Origin of the sequence: Hyalangium versicolor (assembly GCF_020103695.1) — a bacterium.
Taxonomy (GTDB): Bacteria; Myxococcota; Myxococcia; order Myxococcales; family Myxococcaceae; genus Hyalangium; species Hyalangium versicolor.
In genome coordinates this window covers 387,973-410,756 of record NZ_JAHXBF010000011.1, presented here as the reverse complement: position 1 = coordinate 410,756, position 22,784 = coordinate 387,973, and the positions used below count along the sequence as shown (strand labels likewise).

12 protein-coding genes are annotated in these 22,784 nt (G+C 67.5%); 5 read left to right on the top strand and 7 right to left on the bottom strand.

What is annotated here, in order from left to right; genetic code table 11:
• Positions 1 to 84: 84 nt before the first annotated feature.
• Both KY501_RS24340 and KY501_RS24335 read right to left on the bottom strand, forming a co-directional pair.
• Positions 85 to 1,584, bottom strand: a complete 1,500-nt coding sequence (locus tag KY501_RS24340) for a hypothetical protein (protein ID WP_224365647.1) — start codon at positions 1,582 to 1,584, stop codon at positions 85 to 87.
• 10 nt (positions 1,585 to 1,594) lie between these two features.
• A complete protein-coding gene (locus tag KY501_RS24335) occupies positions 1,595 to 2,890 on the bottom strand; it encodes a hypothetical protein (protein WP_224365646.1) in 1,296 nt (431 codons plus the stop codon).
• A 174-nt stretch (positions 2,891 to 3,064) separates the two neighbouring features.
• Here KY501_RS24335 and KY501_RS24330 point away from each other — a divergent pair, with 174 nt between their 5' ends.
• Positions 3,065 to 3,562: a GNAT family N-acetyltransferase gene (locus KY501_RS24330; RefSeq protein WP_224365672.1), complete on the top strand. Its 498-nt coding sequence runs from the start codon at positions 3,065 to 3,067 to the stop codon at positions 3,560 to 3,562.
• Between the two features lie 166 nt (positions 3,563 to 3,728).
• Here the strand turns inward: KY501_RS24330 and KY501_RS24325 are convergent, their stop codons facing one another.
• Positions 3,729 to 8,996 carry a trifunctional serine/threonine-protein kinase/ATP-binding protein/sensor histidine kinase gene (locus tag KY501_RS24325; protein ID WP_224365645.1) on the bottom strand — a complete coding sequence of 1,756 codons (5,268 nt, stop codon included), beginning with the start codon at positions 8,994 to 8,996 and terminating at the stop codon, positions 3,729 to 3,731.
• 124 nt (positions 8,997 to 9,120) lie between these two features.
• A complete protein-coding gene (locus KY501_RS24320) occupies positions 9,121 to 10,518 on the bottom strand; it encodes an SPFH domain-containing protein (protein WP_224365644.1) in 1,398 nt (465 codons plus the stop codon).
• A 168-nt stretch (positions 10,519 to 10,686) separates the two neighbouring features.
• Between KY501_RS24320 and KY501_RS24315 the strand changes: the two genes are divergently transcribed.
• The gene (locus tag KY501_RS24315) at positions 10,687 to 13,875 is read left to right on the top strand and encodes a carboxypeptidase regulatory-like domain-containing protein (RefSeq protein WP_224365643.1); all 3,189 of its coding nucleotides are present in this window, start codon (positions 10,687 to 10,689) and stop codon (positions 13,873 to 13,875) included.
• 40 nt (positions 13,876 to 13,915) lie between these two features.
• On the opposite strand, the gene KY501_RS24310 is transcribed toward KY501_RS24315, so the two are convergent.
• On the bottom strand, positions 13,916 to 15,418 hold the full coding sequence (locus tag KY501_RS24310) for a sensor histidine kinase (RefSeq protein ID WP_224365642.1): 1,503 nt from the start codon (positions 15,416 to 15,418) through the stop codon (positions 13,916 to 13,918).
• A 307-nt stretch (positions 15,419 to 15,725) separates the two neighbouring features.
• Between KY501_RS24310 and KY501_RS24305 the strand changes: the two genes are divergently transcribed.
• On the top strand, positions 15,726 to 16,034 hold the full coding sequence (locus KY501_RS24305) for a YciI family protein (RefSeq protein WP_224365641.1): 309 nt from the start codon (positions 15,726 to 15,728) through the stop codon (positions 16,032 to 16,034).
• Here KY501_RS24305 and KY501_RS24300 read toward each other — a convergent pair.
• Positions 16,027 to 17,355 carry a hypothetical protein gene (locus tag KY501_RS24300; protein WP_224365640.1) on the bottom strand — a complete coding sequence of 443 codons (1,329 nt, stop codon included), beginning with the start codon at positions 17,353 to 17,355 and terminating at the stop codon, positions 16,027 to 16,029. The genes KY501_RS24305 and KY501_RS24300 overlap by 8 nt on opposite strands.
• Positions 17,356 to 17,696: 341 nt before the next feature.
• Between KY501_RS24300 and KY501_RS24295 the strand changes: the two genes are divergently transcribed.
• Positions 17,697 to 18,239: a hypothetical protein gene (locus KY501_RS24295; protein WP_224365639.1), complete on the top strand. Its 543-nt coding sequence runs from the start codon at positions 17,697 to 17,699 to the stop codon at positions 18,237 to 18,239.
• Between the two features lie 58 nt (positions 18,240 to 18,297).
• The gene (locus KY501_RS24290) at positions 18,298 to 21,357 is read left to right on the top strand and encodes a protein kinase domain-containing protein (protein ID WP_224365638.1); all 3,060 of its coding nucleotides are present in this window, start codon (positions 18,298 to 18,300) and stop codon (positions 21,355 to 21,357) included.
• On the opposite strand, the gene KY501_RS53965 is transcribed toward KY501_RS24290, so the two are convergent.
• Positions 21,327 to 22,676 carry a sigma 54-interacting transcriptional regulator gene (locus KY501_RS53965; RefSeq protein ID WP_224365637.1) on the bottom strand — a complete coding sequence of 450 codons (1,350 nt, stop codon included), beginning with the start codon at positions 22,674 to 22,676 and terminating at the stop codon, positions 21,327 to 21,329. The two genes, KY501_RS24290 and KY501_RS53965, sit on opposite strands and share 31 nt — an antisense overlap.
• Between the last annotated feature and the right edge of the window lie 108 nt (positions 22,677 to 22,784).

The window sequence follows — 22,784 nt, the reverse complement described above, 5'->3', positions numbered from 1 at the left end:
CGAGTCCAGGAGCAGTGCCCCGCTCGAAACTGCTGACACAGTCAGGAGTGCCTACTCGCCGCATCCCAACCCGGGCCGGGCGAGCTAGGGACGGACGCTCCAATCGCAGCGGTAGGTCGATGGCGTCTGTGCTCCCATGGCGACGACCCAGAACCACTCGCCGGCGGGAACTGTCACGCTGAGCTGTCCGGCAGTGGGAGACAGCCAGAGATACGCGAAGTCCCGCCAGGCAGCATCGGTCACGCGCAAGAGGACGTCGGACGGCGTGGCCTCGGGCGCGATGCAGGTCAGATCTACGATCCGCCCGGCGGGTGCATGGATGGCGAACACATCCATGTCCCAGTTCACCGGAAGAGTGCCTGTCACCGGCGTCCCGGACGGCACCACCGTCGCTTCGGGAATGGTGTCTCCCACGTCGTCGAGCCCCAGGTCGGACAGCCGCAGCGTGTACGGGCCTTTCGCGTAGCTCACCCGCACCCGGTACTCCCCTGCCACCGCCGAGGTCCACAGCACCGAGGTGGCGGGCCCGACCTCGCTCTGCACGCCGACACCCGTGGGATCGTAGACCTTGACGGGGCAGTAGCTGACCTGCGAGCTACAGCCGAAGTCCACGCGCAGGTGGTGGCGCGCGGGCAAGGTGACGGCGAAGACGTCCACATCTCCGGTCCACTCGAACTCTCCCGTCACCTGCGTGTCCACCGCCAGGGGCCGAGCCGGTCCCACGAGTTCGTCAGGGGCGTCATCGGCGATCTCCTCGACGGTGCAGGAATAGGCGAGCGGCGTGTCCGAAGGCGCGGTGCCGAGGGGGGTCTCGATGCTGGCGATGCCCATCCCCTCCTGCTGGACACGAAAGGCGGAGGAGGAGACCTCAACGAGGTAGTTGCCGGCATGGACCTCCGGCTCGCTCATGCCGGGCACGAAGAAGCGCAAGGACCAAGCGCGGCCCTGCTCCAGCGACGAGCAGCTCACGCGGTACGTGAACCCCGCGTGCACGGCGAATGCGTAAGCATCCACGTCTCCAGCTCCTTGCAGTCCGTCCTCGAGCGCCTGGCCCGGCTCGATGGGCGCGGCCTCTTCCTCTGCATCCCCCGCGGTATCGATGCCGAGGTTCGTGAGCTGATAGCGGAAGGTGCCGACTCCGCCTTCCTCGGAGCTCGACACCCCGAGGTAGTACGTGCCAGGGCCCGGCAGGCGAACGTAGAAGTCGACCCGCTTCACGTACGCCTCCGTGCGCGCGGAGGACAGGCGCGTGCCCTCGGCGTCGAAGAGCCCGAGCGAGCAGCCCACCAGGGTCACCGAGTCACAACGGAAGCGCAGCCGTCGGGGTGCATCCGTCTCGACGCGCAGGTAAGCGACAGGCGTGCCCCGAGCCCCTTTCGGCCGGGACCGCACCTCGCCGTCGGAAGGCGAGGACGAGGTGAGGGGCTCCGGCAGCGCGAGCTCCTCCGCCGAGGCCCCCATGAACTCCTGCTCCGCTGTGTCCGCGTCGTCCTTGCACGCGCCGAGTGCGAGCGCGGCGAGCAGGGCCCCCAGGACTCGCCACCTTCCGCCACCGACAGTCTCACCCAGGTCGAGGATCTTCATGCGTGTGTCCTCACTGCCGGTAGCGTGCGACCCAGAGGCCCGCATTCGCGTTCCAGGCCACGGTGGGCTGGCCCTTCGCATCCAGTTCGAGACTCACATTCAGCACTCGGCCGGCGGCCGAGTACACCTGGGAGTCATCGCCCAGGGACAACCACTCGGTGCCGCTCCAGCGCAGCAGCCGGATGCCGTAGTCCTGCGAGCCCGAGACAGTGTATTCCCCCCATGCGACGATGGGCAGCTCCGTGCCGGGCTCGAGCCGCAACTGCGCCTGGGCCAGGGTCGAGCGCGTCAGTCCGATGATCGGGCCCGTGCGGGCCTCCCACGTGCCGGAGTCCGCCAGCGCCACCAGCTCGAAGCGTCCGCCGCCCGACGGCGCTGCGACGAACAGCAACAAGACGGCACGGCCCTCGGCGGTCAGCTGGAGATCGGCGAGCTGGCCCGCCGGGAGCACCGGACCCACGGGAGTCCAGGCACCCGACTCCAGGCGCATGAGCTGCTGGTCCTGCACGAGCCAGGAGCGACCCGTGGCATCCACTCGCAGGGTTCGCGAATCAGCGGGCGTGAGTTCCGGTCCCGAAACCCACCCATACGGACGGTGCTCGAACACGCCGTAGGAGTTCGAGACGATGGGAGGCTGCGCCAGACGCGGCCGGTAGTAGTAGTTGTGAACGGCGACCCGCGGCTCCCCGTTGGGGGGCACCTCGAGGTGCAGCGCCTTGGCCTCGAAGACGGGCGTGCCGTTGTCGGGCATGAGCCCCTGCTCGAGCCGCACGGCTGAGTAGCTGCCCGGTGCGTTGTAGGCGAGGACCCGGGGCACGCCGGTCCCATCCGCCATGGCCAGAACGGGCCGGCCGGTGGGATCCAGCGCCAGTGAGACCGCTACGGCTGCCTGGTTGAAGGTGTAGAGCGGCTGGGGACCGACAGGCTCCCAAGAGCCGTCCGTCCAGCGCCGCACCTGCACCGCCGCGCGGTCGAAGTCCGCCCACTCGTAGGCCTTGAACGCCTCGGCCCATGCGACGACAGGCTGCCCGCACGTGTCCAGGCGCAGGGCGGGCGAGCGCGCGCTGTGGCCCTCGGTCGCGATGAGCCCCTCCGCGAGCAGCGTCCAGCCCTGCGTCTTCGGCTCCGCCTTGCAGGCCTGCTCGGCCGGGCGGCAGGGCTGGGTGGAATCGGTGGAGACGGTGTCCTCCGCCCAGGTGCCGTCGCGCCACCAGTCGGGGCAGGACTGGGAGGCCGGCTTGGAGGAGTCGCATCCCAGGGTGAGCAGCGAGGCTGTGAGGACCGATCCCAGAAGTAGGTGACGCATGCTTCGACCTCGAATCAGGAGGAGCGCGGCATGCATACACTAGCCGTAGGTTACGAGGATCGGTGAGCGCGGCACCCTCATGAGGCGCGCGTTGATGGGGTAGCTATAGACCTCGGCGTGAAACGCGGCCTAGATTCGACTCGTCACTCGGCTCGCGGAGACCGGGCTCTCTTGGTGATCCTGCGCAACGTTACAGATGAAGACCTCCCGATCTTCTTCGAGCACCAACGGGACGCAGTCGCGCTGCGCATGGCCGCATTCTCGTCGCGGGAACGCGATGCCTTCCTGACCCACTGGCGCACGAAGGTTCTCCGCCCCGAGCACGTGACCCGCACCATCGTCGTTGGCGGCTTGGTCGCTGGGTACATCGGCAGTTGGGAACAGGACGGCAAGCGCCTCGTCGCCTATTGGATGGGTCGCGAGCACTGGGGCAAAGGCATCGCGACACGGGCGCTCTCGGAGTTCCTCGTGCACGAGCCGATTCGTCCGCTCCATGCGTGGGTGGCTGTCCACAACGTCGGGTCGATCCGCGTCCTCGAGAAGTGTGGCTTTCGCACGGTGGCCCAGGAGAACCCGCAGCACGCGGATGGAGTTGCCGAGGTACTCATGGCGCTGGGTCCGACTTCGAAGCCCAAGAGGTCGCTCCGGCCTGTGAGGAGGTGCTCCAATTGATTGCCCAGGTGTAAGCCATTGAGGCCGACCTGCCGGGCTGGTACGCCCTCTCCGGTGAGGCGCGCCAGGCAGCGCTTGCGCACAGACTCGCGGTGCGTCAGCAGCAATCGGCTCCTCTGGTGAAGCGCATCCGTCAGTGGGCGCTTCGAGACGGCCCGTCTACGTTCTACGAGGGCCGCTCGGACAAAGGCAGCTCGAGCGTGACCGTGGCACCCTTGCCTGGCCCGCCGCTCTCAAGGTTGATCCGCCCGCCGAGAATCTGCGCCGCCAGAGCGCTGGAGTGCAGGCCAAAGCCGTGGCCATTCCTGCGAGTGGTGAAGCCGTGCGTGAAGAGCTTCTCGCGCACCTCCGGGCTGATCCCGACGCCGGTGTCGATGACCTGGAGACGCGCCATGTTCCCGTCCGCGGCGAGCCGCAGGTGGAGGCACCGCTGACCCTCGGGGATCTCGTCCATGGCTTGCCAGGCATTGCTGATGAGGTTGACGAGGATCTGCAGCACCCGGTGCTTGTCGACCCGCACCTGGGGCACGGAGCCGATGTCTCGCGTGACGATGATGCCGTGGCGCTGGAGCGCGGCATTCTGGAGTCGCAGCGCGTCATCGAGGAGTTGGGACAGATCGCACTCGTCGAGCAGCAGCGAGGTCTTCGCGTAGGTCTGCTGCACCTCGACGATGGAGCGGATGTGCTCGATGTGCCAGCTCATCGCGCCCAGCTCCTCCTGGAGCTTCGCCTGCTCGCGTAAGAGCTCCCTGCTCAGGGCGGAGACGTAGTCGGGCAGGAGGTTGCCCTTCGGGTCCTGGGTGAGGAACTCCGTCAGGCCAGCGCGGTGCTGCTCGAGCATGGCGGAGATCTGGCTCACCTTGCTCACTCGGGAGGACTCAATCCTCTCGCGCATCTGCTCGAGGTTGATGATGGCGCTGGTGAGCGTGTTGCCGACGCTGTGCAGTACGTTCGAGGCGATCTCGGCCATGCCCGCCGCCCGGGCCGTATCCACCAACTGGACCTGGGCCTGCTTGAGCTCGTGAGTGCGCTCTTCCACGCGCCGCTCGAGTTCATCGTTGGCTCGGCGCAAGGCCTCCTCGGCGCGGCGGACCTCGGCGTACAGCTCGGCATTCTCGATGGAGATGGCGGCCTGGGAGGCGAGATGTTCGAGCACGGAGAGGCGAGCGGGCGTGAAGGCCCCGGTGACGAGGCTGTTCTCCAGGTACATCACCCCCGAGAAGGACTCCTGGCGCAGCAGGGGCAGGCAGAGCATGGAGCGGACCTCACCGTGCTTCAGGTAGGGATCGTCCGAGAACGGGTGGGGCTTGGAGGCGTCACCAATGAGCACGTGCTCTCGCGTGCGCTTGACGTAGGCGATCAGCGTCCAGGGCAGCTTCGAGTCCGTCTCGGCGCTCGCGCCGGCCACCACCGCGAGCCTGTCCCCGCGAGGAAGGAGCAGGGCGCCTCGTTGGGCCCCAGCGTTCTCGATGGCGACCCGTATCAAGGTGGACACCAGGCTCTCCAGGACGATCTCGCTGGAGATGGCCTGCTGGGCCTTGACCACCGAGAGTGCGTCGAGCCGCATCGAGTCCGTGGAGGTGGTGGTGCCGCTCGTGGTCGAGGCCGCGGGTGCCAGGTGCGGCCACAGGGTGTCCAGGTGATGGACCTTGCCCCGGGCTCCCCAGGCCAGGTACGCGGCGCGGGCCTCGCGGGCATAGGCATCCGCGATGATGGGCGCGCGGCGCTTGCGGTAGAAGTTCGCCGCGAGCTCGCTGGCGAGTCCCACGTTCTGGAGGAAGCCATGCTCGCGAGCCGCACGGATGGCCTCCTCGTAGGAGCCCAGGGCCTCCTCCACTCGGCCGAGGAGGCGAGCCTGCTCCGCTCGGACGATGAGCTCGGGCGTGGTGAAGGTCTCCGGGCATTGGGCCGCCCACTCCTCGAGCTGGCGGCGGTGCCGCTCGATATCCGCCAGGTACTGCTGTTGCACCGGCTCGGTTGCTCCCTCGTGGCAGGCGGCCAGGATCAGGGCTCGGTAGAAGTGGTAGTCCAGGAGCGTCAGGAGGCTGGTGAAGCACCACAGGAAACCGCCCGCCTTCTCGCTCGCGCGGCGCGCCTCCTCAAAGTCGCCGCACATGAAACGCGACTGCATCTTGGTGATCCAATACCACCCCTGCATGAGGTGCATGTGCGCCGGAGTCAGCCCGGCCTCGAAGCTCTCCTCGGTGAAGTCGCCCCCATTCATCGAGGTGAAGGAGGGCGTGAGGCCTCGCAGTTGCTGCACGTAGCGCTGGAGGTAGTGGAGGATCTCCTGCACCCCGACGAAGCCGCCCTTGCTCATGAACGCGCGCCGGTCCACGGACTCCTCGTAGACTTCATCCAGGTGGTGCCCCATCGCGAGTCGGTTGTTGGCGCTGTGGACGCAGCAGTAGCAAGCCGTCGGGTAATCGCTGGCCAGCAGCGAGTGGTGGTAGGAGCTGAGGATCAGCTCCTGGGCTTCGGCGAGAGGCCGGGTGAAGAAGCTGAGGAGCCCCAGGCAGAAGAGCGCCCTGCCGCGGTAGGCGGCCAGGTTGTAGCGCTCGACGAGGTCTCGAGCGAGCACGCCGAAGGCGTAGCCCTCCTTGTACCGCTTGAAGAAGCTGCTGGTGACGATCCCGAACCAGCCGTAGCCATGGGCCGCGGCGTCCGTGCTCCCGAAACGGATGGTCAGGGAGATCATCCGGCAGAGATGGAGGATGAGCAGGTTGTTGTCGGTGAAGAAGGCCGGCGAGAAGAGCAGCGCCAGCACCCTCATGATCACCTGCGTGTTCGCATTCGTCATCAGCGGCAGATCGATGAGGCTCTCGATGGAGCGCTCGCCCAGCAGGGCCCAGACTTCGTCATGGGCGGCGACGACCTCTTCCCATGAGGGGCGGGCCTTCATCGGCATTCCCAGCAGGGCCAGGCACTCCAGGAGACAGGCGCTGGCGGCTTCGATCTCGCCCCCAATGAGGAGGATCTCGTTCTTCAGGCTATAGGCAGCCCCGATCTCCGCCGGGCTTCGGGCGTGGGAGAGGAGGTCCTCCGTCAGACTGCGCGCCTCGGAGGTATGGCCGAGCATCAGCTCGCTGCTGGCCTGGTCGAGCCGTACCTTGAAGGCCAGCTCCGGATCCGTCTCCCAGGGATCCCCTGGGATGAGCGCGAAGGCGGTGGAGAGGTAGGAAACGGCCGAGCCATGCGCGCTGGAGGCTCGGGCCCTGGCTCCGGCGTTGGCGTTCAGGCCCGCGACATCCAGACACTCGCGAGGCTCGGTGAGCAGGCTCGCTCCCGCGTTGAGGTGGCCCACGATGTCGAAGAGTCGCTCACGTGCTTCGACGGGAGAGAGGCTCGAGATCAGCAGCCGGCCGATACGCAGGTGGGTGGCCTTGCGCTCCGCCTCGGGGATGAGGGCATGCGAGGCCTGCTGGATGCGGTCGTGCAGGAAGCGATACTGCCCGGAGCCCGTACGTGCCAGCAGTCCTCCCAGGAGCGCGGGCTCCAGACCCTGCTCCACCTCGCCCTCGTCGAGGCTGGAGATGATGGCCAGCATGGAGAGAGGGAAGCTGTTGCCCACGCACGCGGCCAGGCGCAGCAGATGGCGGGTCTGGGCGGGGAACTGGTGCAGGGTGCCCACCAGGAAGTCGACCACGTTGTCCGAGTAGCCCTTGGCGCGCACGCCCTCCGGGTTCCAGCGCCAGCCACCCTCGGGGGTGCGTGCCAGCAAGCCGTCCTGGTGGAGCGTGAGCATGAGCTGGATGAGGAAGAAGGGGTTGCCCCCCGTCTTCTCGTGGACCTGGCCCGCGAGCGGGGAGACGACGTCCGGCGCCGCGCCTGGGAGCGCATCGGTGACGAACTGTTGGGTCTGATCGAGGCTCAGCGGCTCCAGGTGGATGTCGGTGATCAGGGCGTGGGCCCTTCGCACCGCGGCCAGCATGGTGGCGACAGGGTGCGAGGGCCCGACCTCGTTGTCGCGGTAGGCGCCGATCCACAGGACGGGCGGCGCGTGGTCCAGGGTGAGCAGTTGCTGGAGGAGCTGGAGGCTGGCCAGGTCGGCCCACTGCAGGTCATCCAGGAATACGACGAGCGGGTGCTGGGCGTTGGCGAAGACGCCGAGGAACTTCTGGAACACGCGGGTGAAGCGGTTGAGCGCCTCCGCGGGAGGCAGTGCCATGACCGCGGGCTGCTTGCCGGCGACCAGCTCCAACTGGGGGATGACGTCCACGAGGACCTGGCCTTCGTCCTTCCAGGCCTCCCCCAGGAGCGTGCGCCACCGGGCCAGCTCCTCATCCGTGCCCGCCAGCAGGTGCCGCACCAGCTCGCGGATGGCCTGTGAGAGGGTGGCGTAGGGAATATCTCGCTGGAACTGATCGAACTTCCCGCTGAGGAAGAAGCCGCGCCGCCGCACCACCGGTTTGTGCAGTTCATGGACGACGGACGATTTGCCGATGCCGGAGTAGCCGCTGACGAGGATGAGCTCGGGCGGCTTGCTGCTGGCGGTGCGCTCGAAGGCCTGGAGCAGGGTGGCCACCTGAGGGGCGCGCCCATAGAGCCGCTGCGGGAGCTGGAAGCGGCTGGAGATGTCCTGCGTCCCAAGAGGGAAGGGCTCGAGCGGCCCGGAGCGCAGGCGGTCCAGGCACCGTTGGAGGTCGGCCTTGAGGCCGGAGGCGCTCTGGTAGCGCTCCTCCGCGACCTTGGCCATCAGCTTGAGCACGATGGCCGAGAGCATCTGGGGCAGGGCTGGGATCAACTCGTGCGGAGGCCTGGGCACTACGGCCATGTGGGCGTGGAACCATTCGAGCGCATCCCGCCCGGAGAAGGGCCGCACTCCCGTCAACACCTCGTAGAAGGTGACGCCCAGCGAGTACAGATCCGTGCGGTAGTCCACCGAGCGGTTCATCCGCCCGGTCTGCTCCGGGGACATGTACGCCAGGGTTCCTTCGACCTGGGTGGATGGGGCGGCCTCCACATGTTCGACGCGCTGGAGGGTGGCAGCGCCGAAGTCGATGAGGTGGGGCCGGCCTGAAGCGGTGACGACGATATTGGAGGGCTTGATGTCCTTGTGGATGACACCGCGCAGGTGGATTTCCGCCAACGTCGCGGCCAGGGAGAGGGCCAGCTCCAGGAAGGCGTTGATGTCGAAAGGCGCACCCGTCGATTCCGACAGGGATTTGCCCTCGACGTGCTCGAGGATGAGGACGGGGCGATCCTGAGCCATCTCGCAGCTGAGCGGGCGGGTGACTCCCTGCACGTCCTGAAGACGCTGGAGGATGCTGAACTCGCGGCGATAGCGCTCGCGCTCGTGTGAGCCGATGGCGGAAGTGTTGGGGCTCTTGAGGGTGACCGGCGCGCCGTCTCTATTGCGCACCGCATGAAACAACTGATTGGAGCCTGTGATCCGAATCGGACCTACGAGGGTGTAGCCTGAGATGTCCAGCATGATGAGCTCCCGCACGCGATACTTTAGCCTGAGGGAGCTGGAATCGGTGGGGCAGGGCCGTGGCTCGGTGTTGTTGACACCTGAGCCGTCCTCCTGACGTGTGAAGGTGCCGTGGCCCGTCAGTCTACTGAGTGGGGGACTCGCCCTGCTTCTTGGGCACCTCTGGCTCGGGGCGCAGGGCTTTCACCAGCGCCAGCATCTGGGCGACCAGCGTGGTGACGGCCTGGCCCTCCTGCGTGCCAGCGCCCGTGCCGATGGAGATGGAGCGCAACTCCTGGGGCTGGGGCAGCTTCTCGGCGATGGAGGGCAACAACTCCACGAGCCGTGCCTGCACATTGGCGGGGCTGAGCTCGTTGAGGACGCGCTGCCGGGACTCGAGCAGCTCCAACTCCGCGCCGGCCTGACGGTTGGCGGCGGCGCGCTCGGCGTCCAGCACGGCAATGGCCGAGAGGGCGGCTCGCTGTCGTTGATCGGCCTCCAGCTCGTGCTTGCGGCGCGCCAGCTCCGCCTCCACCTCGAGCCGTGCCTTCTCCAGCTCGGTGTACTGGAGCGTGGACTGCTGGCGCTCCACGGCCAGCTTGCGAGCATCTTCCTCCTCGCGATGCTGGCGCCGCAGCCGCTCGGCCTGCTCGCGATCAAAGGACTCGGCCTCCTTCAGGGAGCGGAGGGTGGCCAGCTCGCTGTCCGCCTCCAGGCGGGAGCGGTTGCGTTCCTGCTCCACCTGCAGCTCGCGCTGGGAGATGGCTTCCTCGGTGCCCAGCGAGGCCAGGCGGGCCACGCGCTCGCGCTCGGCTCGGAAGGGCTTCTGGAGGTTCTCCCAGAGCTGCGCCGAGCTGACGACGGCTTCCTTGATCTGCACGGTGACGATGCGCAGTCCCAGGCCCTTGTTGCTGTCTCCGCTGCCCTCGGCCACCTGGCGCAGGCGAGCGGTGAGCTCCTCGATGATGGGCTGCTTGTCCGAGAGCACCGCGTCGATGCTCATGGTGGCCACCTTGTCCTTGATGGCGGCCTCGGCCTGCTCGCGCAATTGCACGTTCACCACGCGCATCGGCTCCTCGGCATCGGTGAAGTCCAGCTTCTTATAGGCGGTGGCGAAGTCCTCGACGATCCACTGCACGTAGCCCTGGACGAGCAGCCCCTGGAGCTCCCGGCAGATGCAGTGGGCGTTGATGAGGATGGTCTGCATGGCCCCGGGGACGACGAGGAACGAGTCCGTCGCCGGGTTGAAGCGGAAGGAGACGCCCAGGCCGATGTGCAGCGGCTTGTCGTGGCCGCGGCGCGTGTGGACGACATAGGCGTTGGGAGGCACGACGACGGTGCGCCACCGCCAGAAGCCGGTGATGCGCACGTCCACGGCATTGCCGCCGGGCATCTCGGGAGGTGGAGGCGCGATGCCGCCTCGGCGCCGAGGCGCGGCCTGCTGGGCCACGTTGACCATGGGGGCCGCCATCTTCCGCGCCTTGAGGTCCACCTCGAGGCGTTGCTGCTGCTCCTGGACTTGATCCAGGTACTCGTTGCGCATGGAACTCACCGTCTTTGCCCCCCAGAGTTCCCGGGGCTGAGCCGACCGTCGGCCGCCGCGCCCGGGGGTTCGAAGAAGCCATCTAAGCAGAACGGCCGCTCCGAGGGGATCCACTCTCCCGGCTTCCCACGATGGAGCGGGCTTGCGAAACTCCTCGCAGGAGGTTCCATGCGCAGGTGGGTGCTGGGGATAGCAGCAGTCGTGGCCGGGGTCGCCATCACCGTGGCTGGACTGAGCCTGCAGGGAGAGGCACACCGCAAGGCCTCCGGGGTGGCGCCACGCTCGACCCACATCTCGGGGATGAAGGCGCAGAGGGTTCGTGCCGAGCCAACACCACCTCCGGGAGGCAGCCTGCGCATCCGTGGCATCGCGCGAGACGAGCACGGCCCGGTGGCGGGAGTCCGAGTCTCCGCGACCTGGCCCGTGCCTGGGGAGACGCTCTCGGAGCTCCCATGCTCGTTGGACTCACAAGGCAGTGCGGATGGACAGGAGGAGAAGCTTCCGGACTGCCTGGAGGAGTCCAGCGCCCGGGTCCTGGAGCTCGTCCTCGCGCGCGAGGGTGAGGCGCCCGTGTACGCGGAGACGGTCACGGCCGCGGACGGCGGCTTCGTTCTTGAGGGGCTGCCGGAAGGAGACTTCACGCTCTGGGCGCTCGGCGAGCAGAGCGCGGGGCTGCGCTCCGGCGTGAAGGCGGGAGCTCAGGACGTGGAGCTGGTGCTGGACGCGGGGCTCATGGTGGGAGGCACCGTCATGGATTCGGATGGCCAGCCCCTGGCGGGGGTTGCGCTGACGATCCTGCACGAGCGGCACACCCGTTTCTTCGACACGCTCAGCGGCACGGATGGGCGCTTCAGCGTGGGGCCGTTGCCCAAGGGGGATTACGGCCTCACCGCTGAACTCGAGGGCTGGCTGCCGGAGTTCAGGACCCATGCGGACCTGGAGGGGGAGCACGAGGTGTTCCTCTATCGTCCCAGCCGTCTGGCGGGCCGCGTGCTGCGAGAGGGAGCTCCCGTGCCGGGGGTGGAGGTGGTGGTGACCGCGGAGGGATGCCGGTCGCTCACGGAGCGGAAGGTGAGCGCGGACGGGGAGGGGCGCTTCGCTCTCGAAGGTGTAGGGCCCTGCGTGTACGACTTCGTCGCGGAGCAGAAGGGGTTGTACGCCGTCGGCCATGTCGAATTGGAGCCGCAGATGGCCCCGCCGGAGGTGGTGCTGAACCTGGGCCAGGCGCTCCTCGTGGAGGGCACGGTGCGGGATGAGGCTGGCCAACCCGTGGAGGGCGCGTCCGTGGCCGTGAACCTGTGGGGAAGGTCCTCCCAGGCCTGGCAGGCCGTCACGACGCAGGATGGGCACTACCGTCTGGGACCCATGGAGCCGGGCACCTACGCTCTCGACATCGAGCGCTCGGGATATGTCGACGTGCGGGATGAGGAATACGTGCTCGAACTGGGCATGGAGCCGGTGGAATGGGTGCTCCAGCGAGCCGCCACTGTGTCGGGCATGGTGGTCGATGAAGAGGGGAAGCCCGTGGGGGACCTCTCTCTCCAGTTGAGCGGCTCGGGCTCGGGAGCGGACTTCGAATACGGAGACCACACCGAGACGGGGGCTGATGGACGGTTCTCCATGGATGTGTCCCGGGTGGGCACCTGGAGCCTCGTCATCGATGACGAGCGCTTTGCGCCACAGCGCCTGTCCATTCAGGCGCCCTCGCAGGAGCTTCGGGTCGTGGTCCGGAGAGGGGCCACGGTGGTGGGCACGGTCACCGACGAGCAAGGGGTGCCGCAGCCGCGGGTCTTCGTCACGCTCTGGAACGCGGCGACGAAGTCGGAGGAAGAGGACTCCATTCGGAGCAGCTCCACCGACTCGCGAGGGCGCTTCATCCTCAAGGGACTGCCCGAGGGGCGCTTCGTGGTCGAGGCGAAGCGCGACATTGACGGCACGGAGCGCTCGGTGGGGAAGCCCGTCGAGCTGCACGGCTCCGGACAGCTCGAGGTAGCGCTGCGCTTCGATGAGGGGCATACGCTCTCTGGCATCGTGGTGGACGGCCAGGGCGCGCCGGTCGAGGGCGCAGCGGTCCGCGTGATGCAGTCCCACAAGTCCTTCCCCTCCTGGCGGCGCCACATCCTCTCGTGCCAGACGGGGCGAGACTCCGGTCCGCGCACGGGGCCGGATGGGCGCTTCACGTTGAGACACCTCGTCGCGGACACCTACGAGCTGACGGTCGAGAAGACGGGCTACTTCTATCCGCCCGCGCAGGCGCGCAAGGATGAACTGCTGCTGGGCGGCATCCTGTTCGTGGAAAAGGGGACGACCGACGTGCGCGTCGTGCTGGAGCGCAAGGGGCGCATCCGGGGGCGGGTCATCGGGCCGGATGGGGCGCCCCTGCGCTACTTCACTGTGGACAGGTTGCCCGTGGGTGGGCCGGACGGCACCTTCGAGAGGCCGTTCATGAGCTCGGGGGTCGAGCATCTCGAGTTTGACGCTCCGGATCTGTCCCCCATCCTGCGATCCGTGGAGGTCCATGAAGGAGTCGACGTGGAGCTGGGCGATGTGCGGATGGGGCCGGGCCGGCAGGTGAAGGGCCGTGTCCTGGACGCGGAGACGGGAGTGCCCATCGCCGGGGCTCAGGTCCACGTCGTCGACATGGGGGCGTACAACTCTGTCCAGACGCGCGCGGATGGCTCCTTCGAGCTGTCTCGGGTGGACGAGCGGGCGCTCATGCTCGAGGCGATCCACGATGACTACCGCTCGGGCCGGGTGCCCCTGGGCTCCGGCGACGAGCCGGTGACGCTGCGGCTCGATCCGGGGGCACGGATCGAGACCACGATTCGAGACCGGGAGGGAAAGCCCGTCAGCGCCGTCGTCGAGCTCGAACAGGAGGATGGCCCCGGGCGACAGTCGATCGAGGTGAAGCAGGCCGTGCAGCTCCGCACGGGAGTGGAGCCGGGGCTCTACCTGGCGTACGTCATTCCGCCGAAGCCGCGCTCCTCGGACGCCTTCCTGGCCCAGCGCGTGCAGATCCCCGCGAGCGGACGGGTGGGGTTGAGCTTCGTGGCGCGTCAGCAGGGCGCGACGCTGGTGTTGCATGCGGAAGGGGCTTCCCGCGCCATGCTGTTCGCGGGGGTGGAGCCGCCCTCGGCCTCCGAGAGGACATGGAGGCGCTGGGAGATGAGGGGAGTGGTGGCCAAGGTGGAGAACGGCGTGGTGAGGTTTCAGTCTCTCCCGCCGGGGCGGGCCGCGGTGCTCCTGCTCTCATCCGCTGCGTCTTCCCGGTACCACCGGGAGGACCTGGAACTTCCGGAGCAGGGCGTCGTGGAGCGGGTGGTGCAACCGCGCTGGCAGCCGGTCCCGGAGGAATAGGCTCCACCGCCGCGGGAATGCTGGCGGCCCCGTCTGAGCTTCAATCCGGGGCAGGTTCAGCGGGGGGGGCCGTCGGCCCGGGGGCGTGCGCTGCCTGGAAGGGAATCTCGATCGTGAAGGTGGCACCGTGCCCGGGCCCGGCACTCGCCGCGAAGAGCCGGCCGTGAAGCTCCTGGGCGGCCAGGGCGCTGATGTGCAGCCCGAAGCCGTGGCCGCTCTCTTTCGTGGTGAAGCCCTGGGAGAACACCCGCGTCAGGTTCTCCGGCGCGATCCCCACCCCGTTGTCCTCCACCTCGATGCGCAGCTGCTGTCCTCCCTCGAAGAGTGCCACACGGATGGTCAGGCTCTTGCCCTGCTTCCCGCTGTCCACGAGCGCATGCCGTGCATTGCTCAGCAGGTTGAGGAGGATCTGCAGCAGCTTGTGGCGATCCACCTCGATGGGGGGCACGTCGGCATACTCGCGCCGCACGTCGATTCCCAGCCGCTCGAAGGCTCCGGCGCTGAGGCGCAGGGCATCGTCGATGAGCTGAGGCACCGTCACCTGCTCCACCACGCCACCGTACCGCGCGTGCCGCTGCTGCATGCTGACCACGGACTTGATGTGCTCCACGCTGTCGCTCAGGGCCTTCATCTCCGCCAGGAGCGACTCGCGCTCGGCCTCCAGTTGCGCCGAGAGCTTGCCCAGGTAGGCCGGGAGCACCGTGCCGCGAGGGTCTGTGGTGAGGAATGCCGGCAGATCCGTGGTGTGCTGGCCCAGTAGCGCGCTGGCCTGGGCCAGCTTGGTGATGCGCGAGCCGCGCAGCCGGTCTGTCACGATGCCAATCGAGATGTTCACGCTGTTGAGTGCATTGCCTACGTTGTGCAGCACGCCCGTGGCGATCTCCGTCATCCCCGCCTGGCGCGACACATCCAGCAGGGTGCGGTGCAACTCGCTGAGCTTGGCCTCGGCCTCCTTGCGGGCCTTGATGTCCCGCTCGAGCGCGGCATGAGTGGCGGCGTGGCCGGTGCTGTACAGCGCTCCGACCGCCCACCCCGCGAATACGCATGTGGTGGAGAGCAGATGCATCACCCATGCATAGGCGGGGGTGATCGCTGGGGGCTTCGGGTTGATGAATTGGAACCAGAGCGGGTGTCCGATGCCGGCGAGCAAGGCCAGCGGAACGAGCGTGGCGAGCCCCAGACGCGGACCCAGCAGGTACACCGTCAGGATCGTGATCAACATCAGCGACGCATGCGCGGAGAGGTTGGGATCATTCGCGGAGAACGCGGTCAGGATGAAGGCGATGGCCATGAACATGCTGAGGAGCAGTGCCGGGATGCGGATCGACGACACCACGCGCAAGCTGCACAGCGCTGTCATGTAGCCACTCACCGCGATGATGCCCCCGACGATGTAGCTCGAGGTCATCCCCGCCACAACGCACGAGATCGTGCTCAGCCCAGAGACGACGATCAGGGCGATCGCCGTGCCTGCCAGCACCCGGGCACGGCCGAGTTCCTCGAGCCCTCTCTGGCGCAGCTTCTCCGAGAAGAATCCATCCATCCACCGGAGAAATCCCTTGGGCCGCCGGTGTGGGGGAACGCTCTCCCCCGGCGCGGATGCTGCTGTCTGCTCGCTGGAAGTGTTCGACATGTTCGGATGCCCCCCGGCCGCGACGCTACCTCCGAAGGGCTCTTCTCGCCTTGCTTCCTGGAGCGAGCAGGGGAGCATTCTGGCCGGGAGTGTCTTCCCATGCGCTGTCTGGGGGAGGGCTCGCTTCGGGGGCAGGGCGTGAGGCGGTGGGTGGGCCGGGATTGCGCGGGAGTCTGCCGGCGTTGCAACCTGCGCCTCCCAACCCAGGAGCCTTCACGTGCCGTCCAGCCACTTCTTCGTTCGCCTCATCCCGTCTCGTCCCGACTTCATGATGACCATGACCGCCGACGAGCAGGCCACGATGCGTGCGCACATCGAGTTTCTTCAGGGCCAGCTCGCGGCCGGTACGCTGGCCGTCGCTGGCCCGGTGATCGACCCGGCAGGCGTCTTCGGAATGGGCGTCTTCGAGGCGGAGTCCCTGGATGCGCTCCGCAGCCTGCTCGAGCGCGATCCGGCCCAGGCCATCGGGCGCTACGAGCTCCTGCCCATGGCCTCGGCCATCGTCAGACCGGCTCCGTCTACTTGACCCGGACCAGACCCATTGAAGTGTTGGTGGTACCCGACATCCCCGGGCCCGGACCGTTGATCCAGAAGTTCAGGTTCACGGTGTCCTCGTTATCCATGTACAGGCTTCCGGCCTGCAGGTTGTAGGGCGAGGGCATGTTGGTGGGGGCGAAGACGCCGTAGTTGAAGCCCAGGTTGTTGAAGCCACTCATCTGGAATGAGTTCGGCCCACCATCCAGGACGCAGAACGCCATCAGCCAGTTCCTGCCGAGCACGTTGACGTTCGGGAAGGGATTGGAGCCGGAGTACGAGTTCTGGTTGTTGCGGTCCTCGTCATCGAACTGGCGCCAGGAGACGCGCGCCGTTCCGCCGGGGCAGAAGAGGCCGAGGTGCAGGACGGAGTAGTTGTACTGCGCGCCCTGCGGCACGAGGGAGTGGAAGAAGTAGCTTGGCACCTTGCAGAAACGGAACAGGGTGTTGCTGCCCTGCGAAATCCCTCCCAGCCAGCCCGAGTGGCTGTTGGCGTTATTGCGGTCCTCGTCGTCATGGTAGAACTGCAGGAGATCGAAGCCCGAGGGGCAGCTGGTTGCGTGAGGGATGACACCCACCCGGCTGAACGCGTCCTTGAGCCAGCTCCACCACTTGGCCTCGGCCAGCACCTTCGCGGAACCCGCCTTCGCGTCTCCGCGCTGCGAGGGATCGCAGGGAACGGGTAGACCGCTGGCCTGACAATACAGCGTCGCGATCTGCTCCAGTTGCGCGGCTTCCTTGTCCATGAAGGCATCCGGATCCAGCTTCTCCGGGTCCGGGTAGCGCTTGGACAGATCGGCCATGAGCGCTGCCATCTGTTCGGCCTTGGCGCGAGCCTCCCTCATCTCCGCGGCTTCATCCTTCTGGCTCTTCGTGGGGGGCAGGACGACACACACCTGGATGAGAGACGGCCGCACGGAGAACGTGGAGCACACGTTCACGGTGTCCGTCGCGGAGTCGAGGGTCCTGCGCAGGCCCGTGAAGCTCAGCGCCTGAGCGGACAGCGTGCTCGCCGCTCCGTCCACCGGGGCCAGGCTGCCGCTCACGTCCGAGAGGACTTCGCTCCCCACGGCCGTGCTACCGCCCAGCGCCTTGATCACGTCATCCAGGGATGCGGGCTGGCTGTTGATCTGTGCCAGCAGCTTGTCGTGGGTGCTGGCCGTCCCGTCGACGGTGACCGTGAGATCGCTCACGGCCTGGCGCGCGGTGGTCAACGCGGAGTCGGTGTCGGGCGCATCGGTGCCCGTGCACGCGGTGGACAACGCGAGGCTCAGTGCGGTGAGTGAGGACCAGGGCTTGAAATGGAATCTCATCTTTGGGGTTCTCCTGAATGTCGGAAGGGTGCAACGGGTTCGGCGGGCTTGGGCTGAGCAAGAGCCAGACCAGCGCGCTCTTCCGTGAGAACGAGTCGGACTCTCCTCTGTAACGCGAGCGCCGCCGCGGCAGCCCACTGCATCCAACTGGATGCAGCGCACCGTTGCAGGTGGTTCCCACTGGAAGCACCTCGAAGGGGAGTGGCTCGGGGAGCCCCAGCGAGGATGCGCCCCCTTCAGAGAGCCGGCGCATGGCATGGACACTGCACCAACCGGCGCCGCAACATCCTCGAGGACTTCACCTCGTCACTTTCTCGAAGCACCCGCTCCAGGAGCCATTCATGAATCGCATCGTGTCCTTCATCATCGGGTTTGCCCTAGTCGTCGCCGTGCCGCAGATCGGCCATGCAGCCCCGTCGACCCGCCTCGAACTGGCCAATGGGCATCTGCGCACCGAGCTGACGCAGGCCATGCTGGAGGGCGCTGCTCGGCACAACATCCAGATTCTCACCGACGGCATCGTCTTCGCCTCGCGAGATGATGGCCTCGTGGCCAACACTGGCATTCTTGGGTTCGACAACCTCACGGATGATGATCTCGCGCGCGGCACCGTCGTGGGCCTCACCTACCTCTCGGGCTTTGGCTTGCCGACGGGCTTCTACCGGGTGTTCGTCGTCTTTCCCCGCGGAGCCAGTACGGGGACCGCGCAGCTGCTCGACGAGGCAGGCGTGGCGGTGATCAAGGCTCCGGTGAGCCTGGACAGCGCGAAGCCGAAGCGGGGCAAGTACACCACCTGCATTGAAGCGAAGACCGTCAGCATCGACTTCCACAGGAACATCAGCATCAGGGTCGCGTTCGAGATCACCCTCGATAGCTCGATGTAGCCCTCCAGGTGGACCTGGGGTCTCGCGCCGGGCCATACTGGCCTGTGGCCAAGGCCCCATGTCCACTCTGCCCGAACAACCGGAGGAGCCCTGTCCCCTTGGCCCTGGCGACGTGCTGTCGCAGCGCTACTCCCTGGAGTTGCTCGTCGGGGAGGGCACTTTCGGTTGGGTCTTCTCCGCGGTCGATCTGTCTCACGCCCTGCGCCGCGTCGCGATCAAGGTGCTGAGGCCCCGCTTCGCGGCAGAGGAGGGCATGTTGCGCCGCCTCGAGGAACGGGAGCTCGCGCTCCTGCTCCGGGTTCAGGAGCTCCAGCCCACGCCCCACGTCGTGCATCCGCTCGAGCCCCGGGTCCAACGGCACGAGGAGCTCTGGTACCTGGTGCTCGAGTTCATCGACGGTCCCTCTCTGCGTGAGGTGCTGGACCGGGGGCCTTCGACGGATCCCGAACAGGTCCGGCGGCTCGGAGTGGGCCTGGCCCAGGGGCTGGCCGCCATCCACGCCGCCGGGGGCGTGCACCGCGATCTCAAGCCCACGAACATCCGCATGCGCGGCGGAGACACGCCCGTCATCGTCGACTTCGGCACCGCCCTGACGCTGTGGACGTCGCGGGATCTCACCGCCACGGGGCGGGCCGCGATGACGCCGCGCTACGCGTCTCCGGAGCAGCTGGCAGGGAGGGAGAGTACCCCCGCGAGCGATGTGTACTCGTGGGGTGTCATCCTCTTCGAAGTGCTGACGGGAGCGTTGCCTCCCTCCACGGGGGAGAGGACCCCTCCGGAGCAGGCCTCGTGGTTGCCTTGGCGTGAGGGCCGGCAGGCGCTCATGGACCCGGTGCTGCGCTGTCTGGAGTACGCACCCGAGCGGCGCCCCACGGCGCTGGAACTGGTCGAACTCCTGTCGGTGTCCCCAGTGCCTCGCGTGCATCAGCGTGAGCCTCGGCGGGTCATCGGGCTCCTGGCGGCCCTGCTGCTGGTGCTGGGGGGGAATGACACCGTCCGGCAGTCTTCTCCCGAGCGCCCGAAGCCCTCTGCTTGGAGCCGCCGGTTTGGAGACGCGGCACCGCAGGAGTCCGTGCGCATGGCGCGCGACAACCAAGGGAACGTCTTCCTGACGGGTGGGTTCAGCGGCAGCGTGGACCTGGGAGCTGGCCCCCTGACGAGCGCGGGGGACGAGGATCTGCTCGTGGCCCGCCTCGAGCCCGATGGAACCGTGCGCTGGAGCCAACGCTTTGGGGACACGGAAGCCCAGCGCGCCAGGAGCCTGGCCGTGGTTCCCACGGGAGGGCTGCTCGTCTTCGGAGACTTCCAGGGGACGCTCGACTTTGGTGCTCAGCACCATGTCAGCACCGGAGGAGCGAGGCTCTTCCTCGTCCAGTTCGACACCGATGGCACGCCGCTGTGGAGCCGTGACTGGGGAGAGGGCGATCTGATGGATGCAGCCGCTGTGGAGGTGGCTGCCGATGGCACCATCACCCTGCTGGGCTCATTCACCGGTTCCGTGGACTTTGGCTGTGGGAAGCACACCAGCGCGGGCGTCATCGATGTCTTCCTGGCGAGGCTCTCCGCGGAGGGGCAGTGCCTCTGGAGTCGGCACTTCGGCGACGCGAACCTGCAGGGGGCCGAGGCCCTCGCCGTGGACGCCGAGGGCAACATCGCCATCTGGGGCTACTTCCTGGGGACGCTCGATTTTGGAGGGAAGTCCCTCGTGAACGGCGGCCCCCTGTGGGACAGCTATCTGGCTGTCTTCGATGCGCAGGGCCACCCCTCGTGGAGTACGCGGCTTCATATCGCCGGCTCGGAGGGGGCGCCGCCTTTCCAGGTTTCGGTGGAGCAGGGCGAGTACACGAGTCCCATCTGGACCATTCGATACACCTCGGAAGGCGAGCTCGTCTTCCTGGGAGACATGGCACTGCCCGTGCGCGCGGGGACGGAGCCGGGTGCGGCGAGCCCTCCACCAGCGATTCATCTGGCACGCTTTGCTCGCAATGGGGAGCTGCTCTGGAGCCAGCGGTTGGGGGACTCGCTGTCCATGGACTCAGGGCAGATCGCCGTCACGGCGCCAGGAGGGCTCCTGATCGCGGGGAGCGTGCGAGGGACCGTCGATCTCGGTGATGGGCCCTTCGCTGGAAGCGGGGGGAAGGGCTCGGATCTCTTCCTGCTCGAGCTGGGAAGACGAGGGGAGTTCTTGTGGGCCCGGCGCTTTCGAGGGACTTCCGCCCTGAATGTCGCGAGCGTGGACACGGATCTCTCGGGTGATCCGATTCTCGCGGGCGTCTTCGATGGCAGTCTCGATCTGGGCTTGGGGCTACTCTCTACAGCGGGCAACAGCGATCTCTTTCTGGCTCAGCTCGCCATCTCCGCGCGTGAGCGCCCTCCTCCTCGGGAACTCCCTTGTATTCAACCTCCCCCCGGACTGAGCGCCTGGTATCCGCTCGATGAGCCCGACGTGACCGTGGGGGTGGGGGAGACGGAGGCGGGGAAGCTCATGTCAGGGGCGAGGCTCGTTGCGGGCCGGGAGCGCGGTGTGCTGGACCTGGAGGCAGGTTTCTTCCTGGCTCCCGCTCAGGAGGGCCTGGACGTGGGCACGGGGGATTTCTCCCTGAGCCTGTGGATGAGGACCAGCGACAGCCGGGACGTGGACGTGCTGCTCGACAAGCGCAGTCAGGTTCCCCCCAGCATCGGACCGGCGACTGGCTACTCCCTCTTCATCGACCGAGGCCAGCTGATGTTCCAGCTCGCGGATGGAAAGGGCTCGGGGAACTGCGGTCCGTCCGGTTCCTGTACGAACTACCTGTCTGGCCGTTTCGTGGCGGACGGATCCTGGCATCTCGTCACCGTCACCGTGGAGCGCCAGCGGCCCCAGGGAGGCACCTTCTACCTGGATGGTGTCGCCGTCGGCCGCTTCTCACCTGGCGCCCGTTCCGGTTCGCTCGATAACACCGGCTCGCTGAGCCTGGGCAGCCGCTCCTTCGAGGGCTCGGGCCGCTTCAAGGGCCTCATCGACGATGTGGCGCTGTGGAAGCGCTCGCTCTCCGCTGACGAGGTGGAGCGCCTTCATGGCGCGGGCAATGCGGGCATGTGTCGGCCTCAGTCCTCGGAGTCGCCGCGCAAGCCGTAGCGCTTCATGGCTTGTTGGAAGAACTTGCGGCCGACCTTTGCCAGCGTCGCCGCGCGCGAGATGTTGCCGCCGGTCTCCTCGAGCGCCAGCGTGATGTACTCCCGCTCATAGGCCTCGACGACGCGCTCCCTGCCGGTCAGGAGCGGCTCGGCGAGGCTGACGCCCAGGGCTCCGGGGGCGGGGGAGGGGATGGACTGCTCCTCGACGGGAGTGGGGTGGCCAATCGTGAGCATGCGCTCCACGGCGTTGCGCAGCTCGCGGACGTTGCCTGGCCAGGCCTGTGAGCACAGCTCCTTCACCACACTGTCTGGCAGTGGCGGGGAGGGGACCGAGAGGCGGGCGTTCAGGTCCTCTTCGAAGTGGCGCACCAGCACGGGGATGTCCTCCGCTCGCTCTCGCAAGGGGGGCAGGCGGACGGTGATGACGGCCAGCCGGTAGTACAGATCCTCGCGGAAGCGGTTGCGGTCGATCTCCCTCAGGAGGGAGCGGTTGGTGGCCGCCACGATGCGCACATCGACTTCGCGGGAGACGTTGGAGCCCAGGCGGCGAACCTCCTTGTCCTGGAGCACCCGCAGGAGCTTGGGCTGGAGCTCCAGGGGCAGTTCGCCCAGCTCGTCGAGGAAGAGCGTGCCGCCGTTGGCGGTCTCGAAGACGCCGGGGTGGTCCGCCGTGGCTCCCGTGAAGGATCCCTTCATGTGGCCGAAGAGGGCGCTCTCGATCAGCGAGGGGGCCACGGCGGAGCAGTCGAAGACCTGGAAGGGCCCGTCCGCGCGGGGACTGGCATCGTGGAGCCCTCGCGCGACGAGCTCCTTGCCGGTGCCCGTCTCTCCCTCGATGAGCACGGTGGAGAGGGTGGCCGCGCAGCGCTCCAGCAAGGTGAACACGCGGCGCATGGCGATGCTCTGGCCCAGCATCCGCCCGAAGCGGTCGCGCGGGGAGAGGGGCAGCTCCACCACGTCGGAGAGCATCCTCAGCCGGAGGGTGGTGTTCCCGATGACGATGAGGGAGTCCGGCCGGGCGTAGGCGTCGCGGATGGCGGTGCCGTCGATCCGGGTGCCATTGCGGCTGTCCGCATCGATCACCCGGAGGGCATCCCGCTCGATCCTGAGGTGCAGGTGGATCCGGCTGACGGTGGGATCCGTCAGCACGAAGTCACAGCCCTTGCCGCCGCTCCCGATGCTGACGGACAGGGCGGGCAGCTCCACGCTCCGGCCCATGTCCGGTCCCTTGACGACCTCGATGCGGATCTTGCGGGATCGAAGCTTGAAGCCCGTGGGCCCATGGTCCTCGACAGGCTCTGTTCGCTCGTTGATGCTCACCCGCGCTTTTCTAGCAGCTCACGCGCGAGACGGTGAGGACACGGGCAGGCGAGCACCTCCGAGCACATCCATGGGTTTGACCCAATTGACGGGGCCGTCCACGGATGC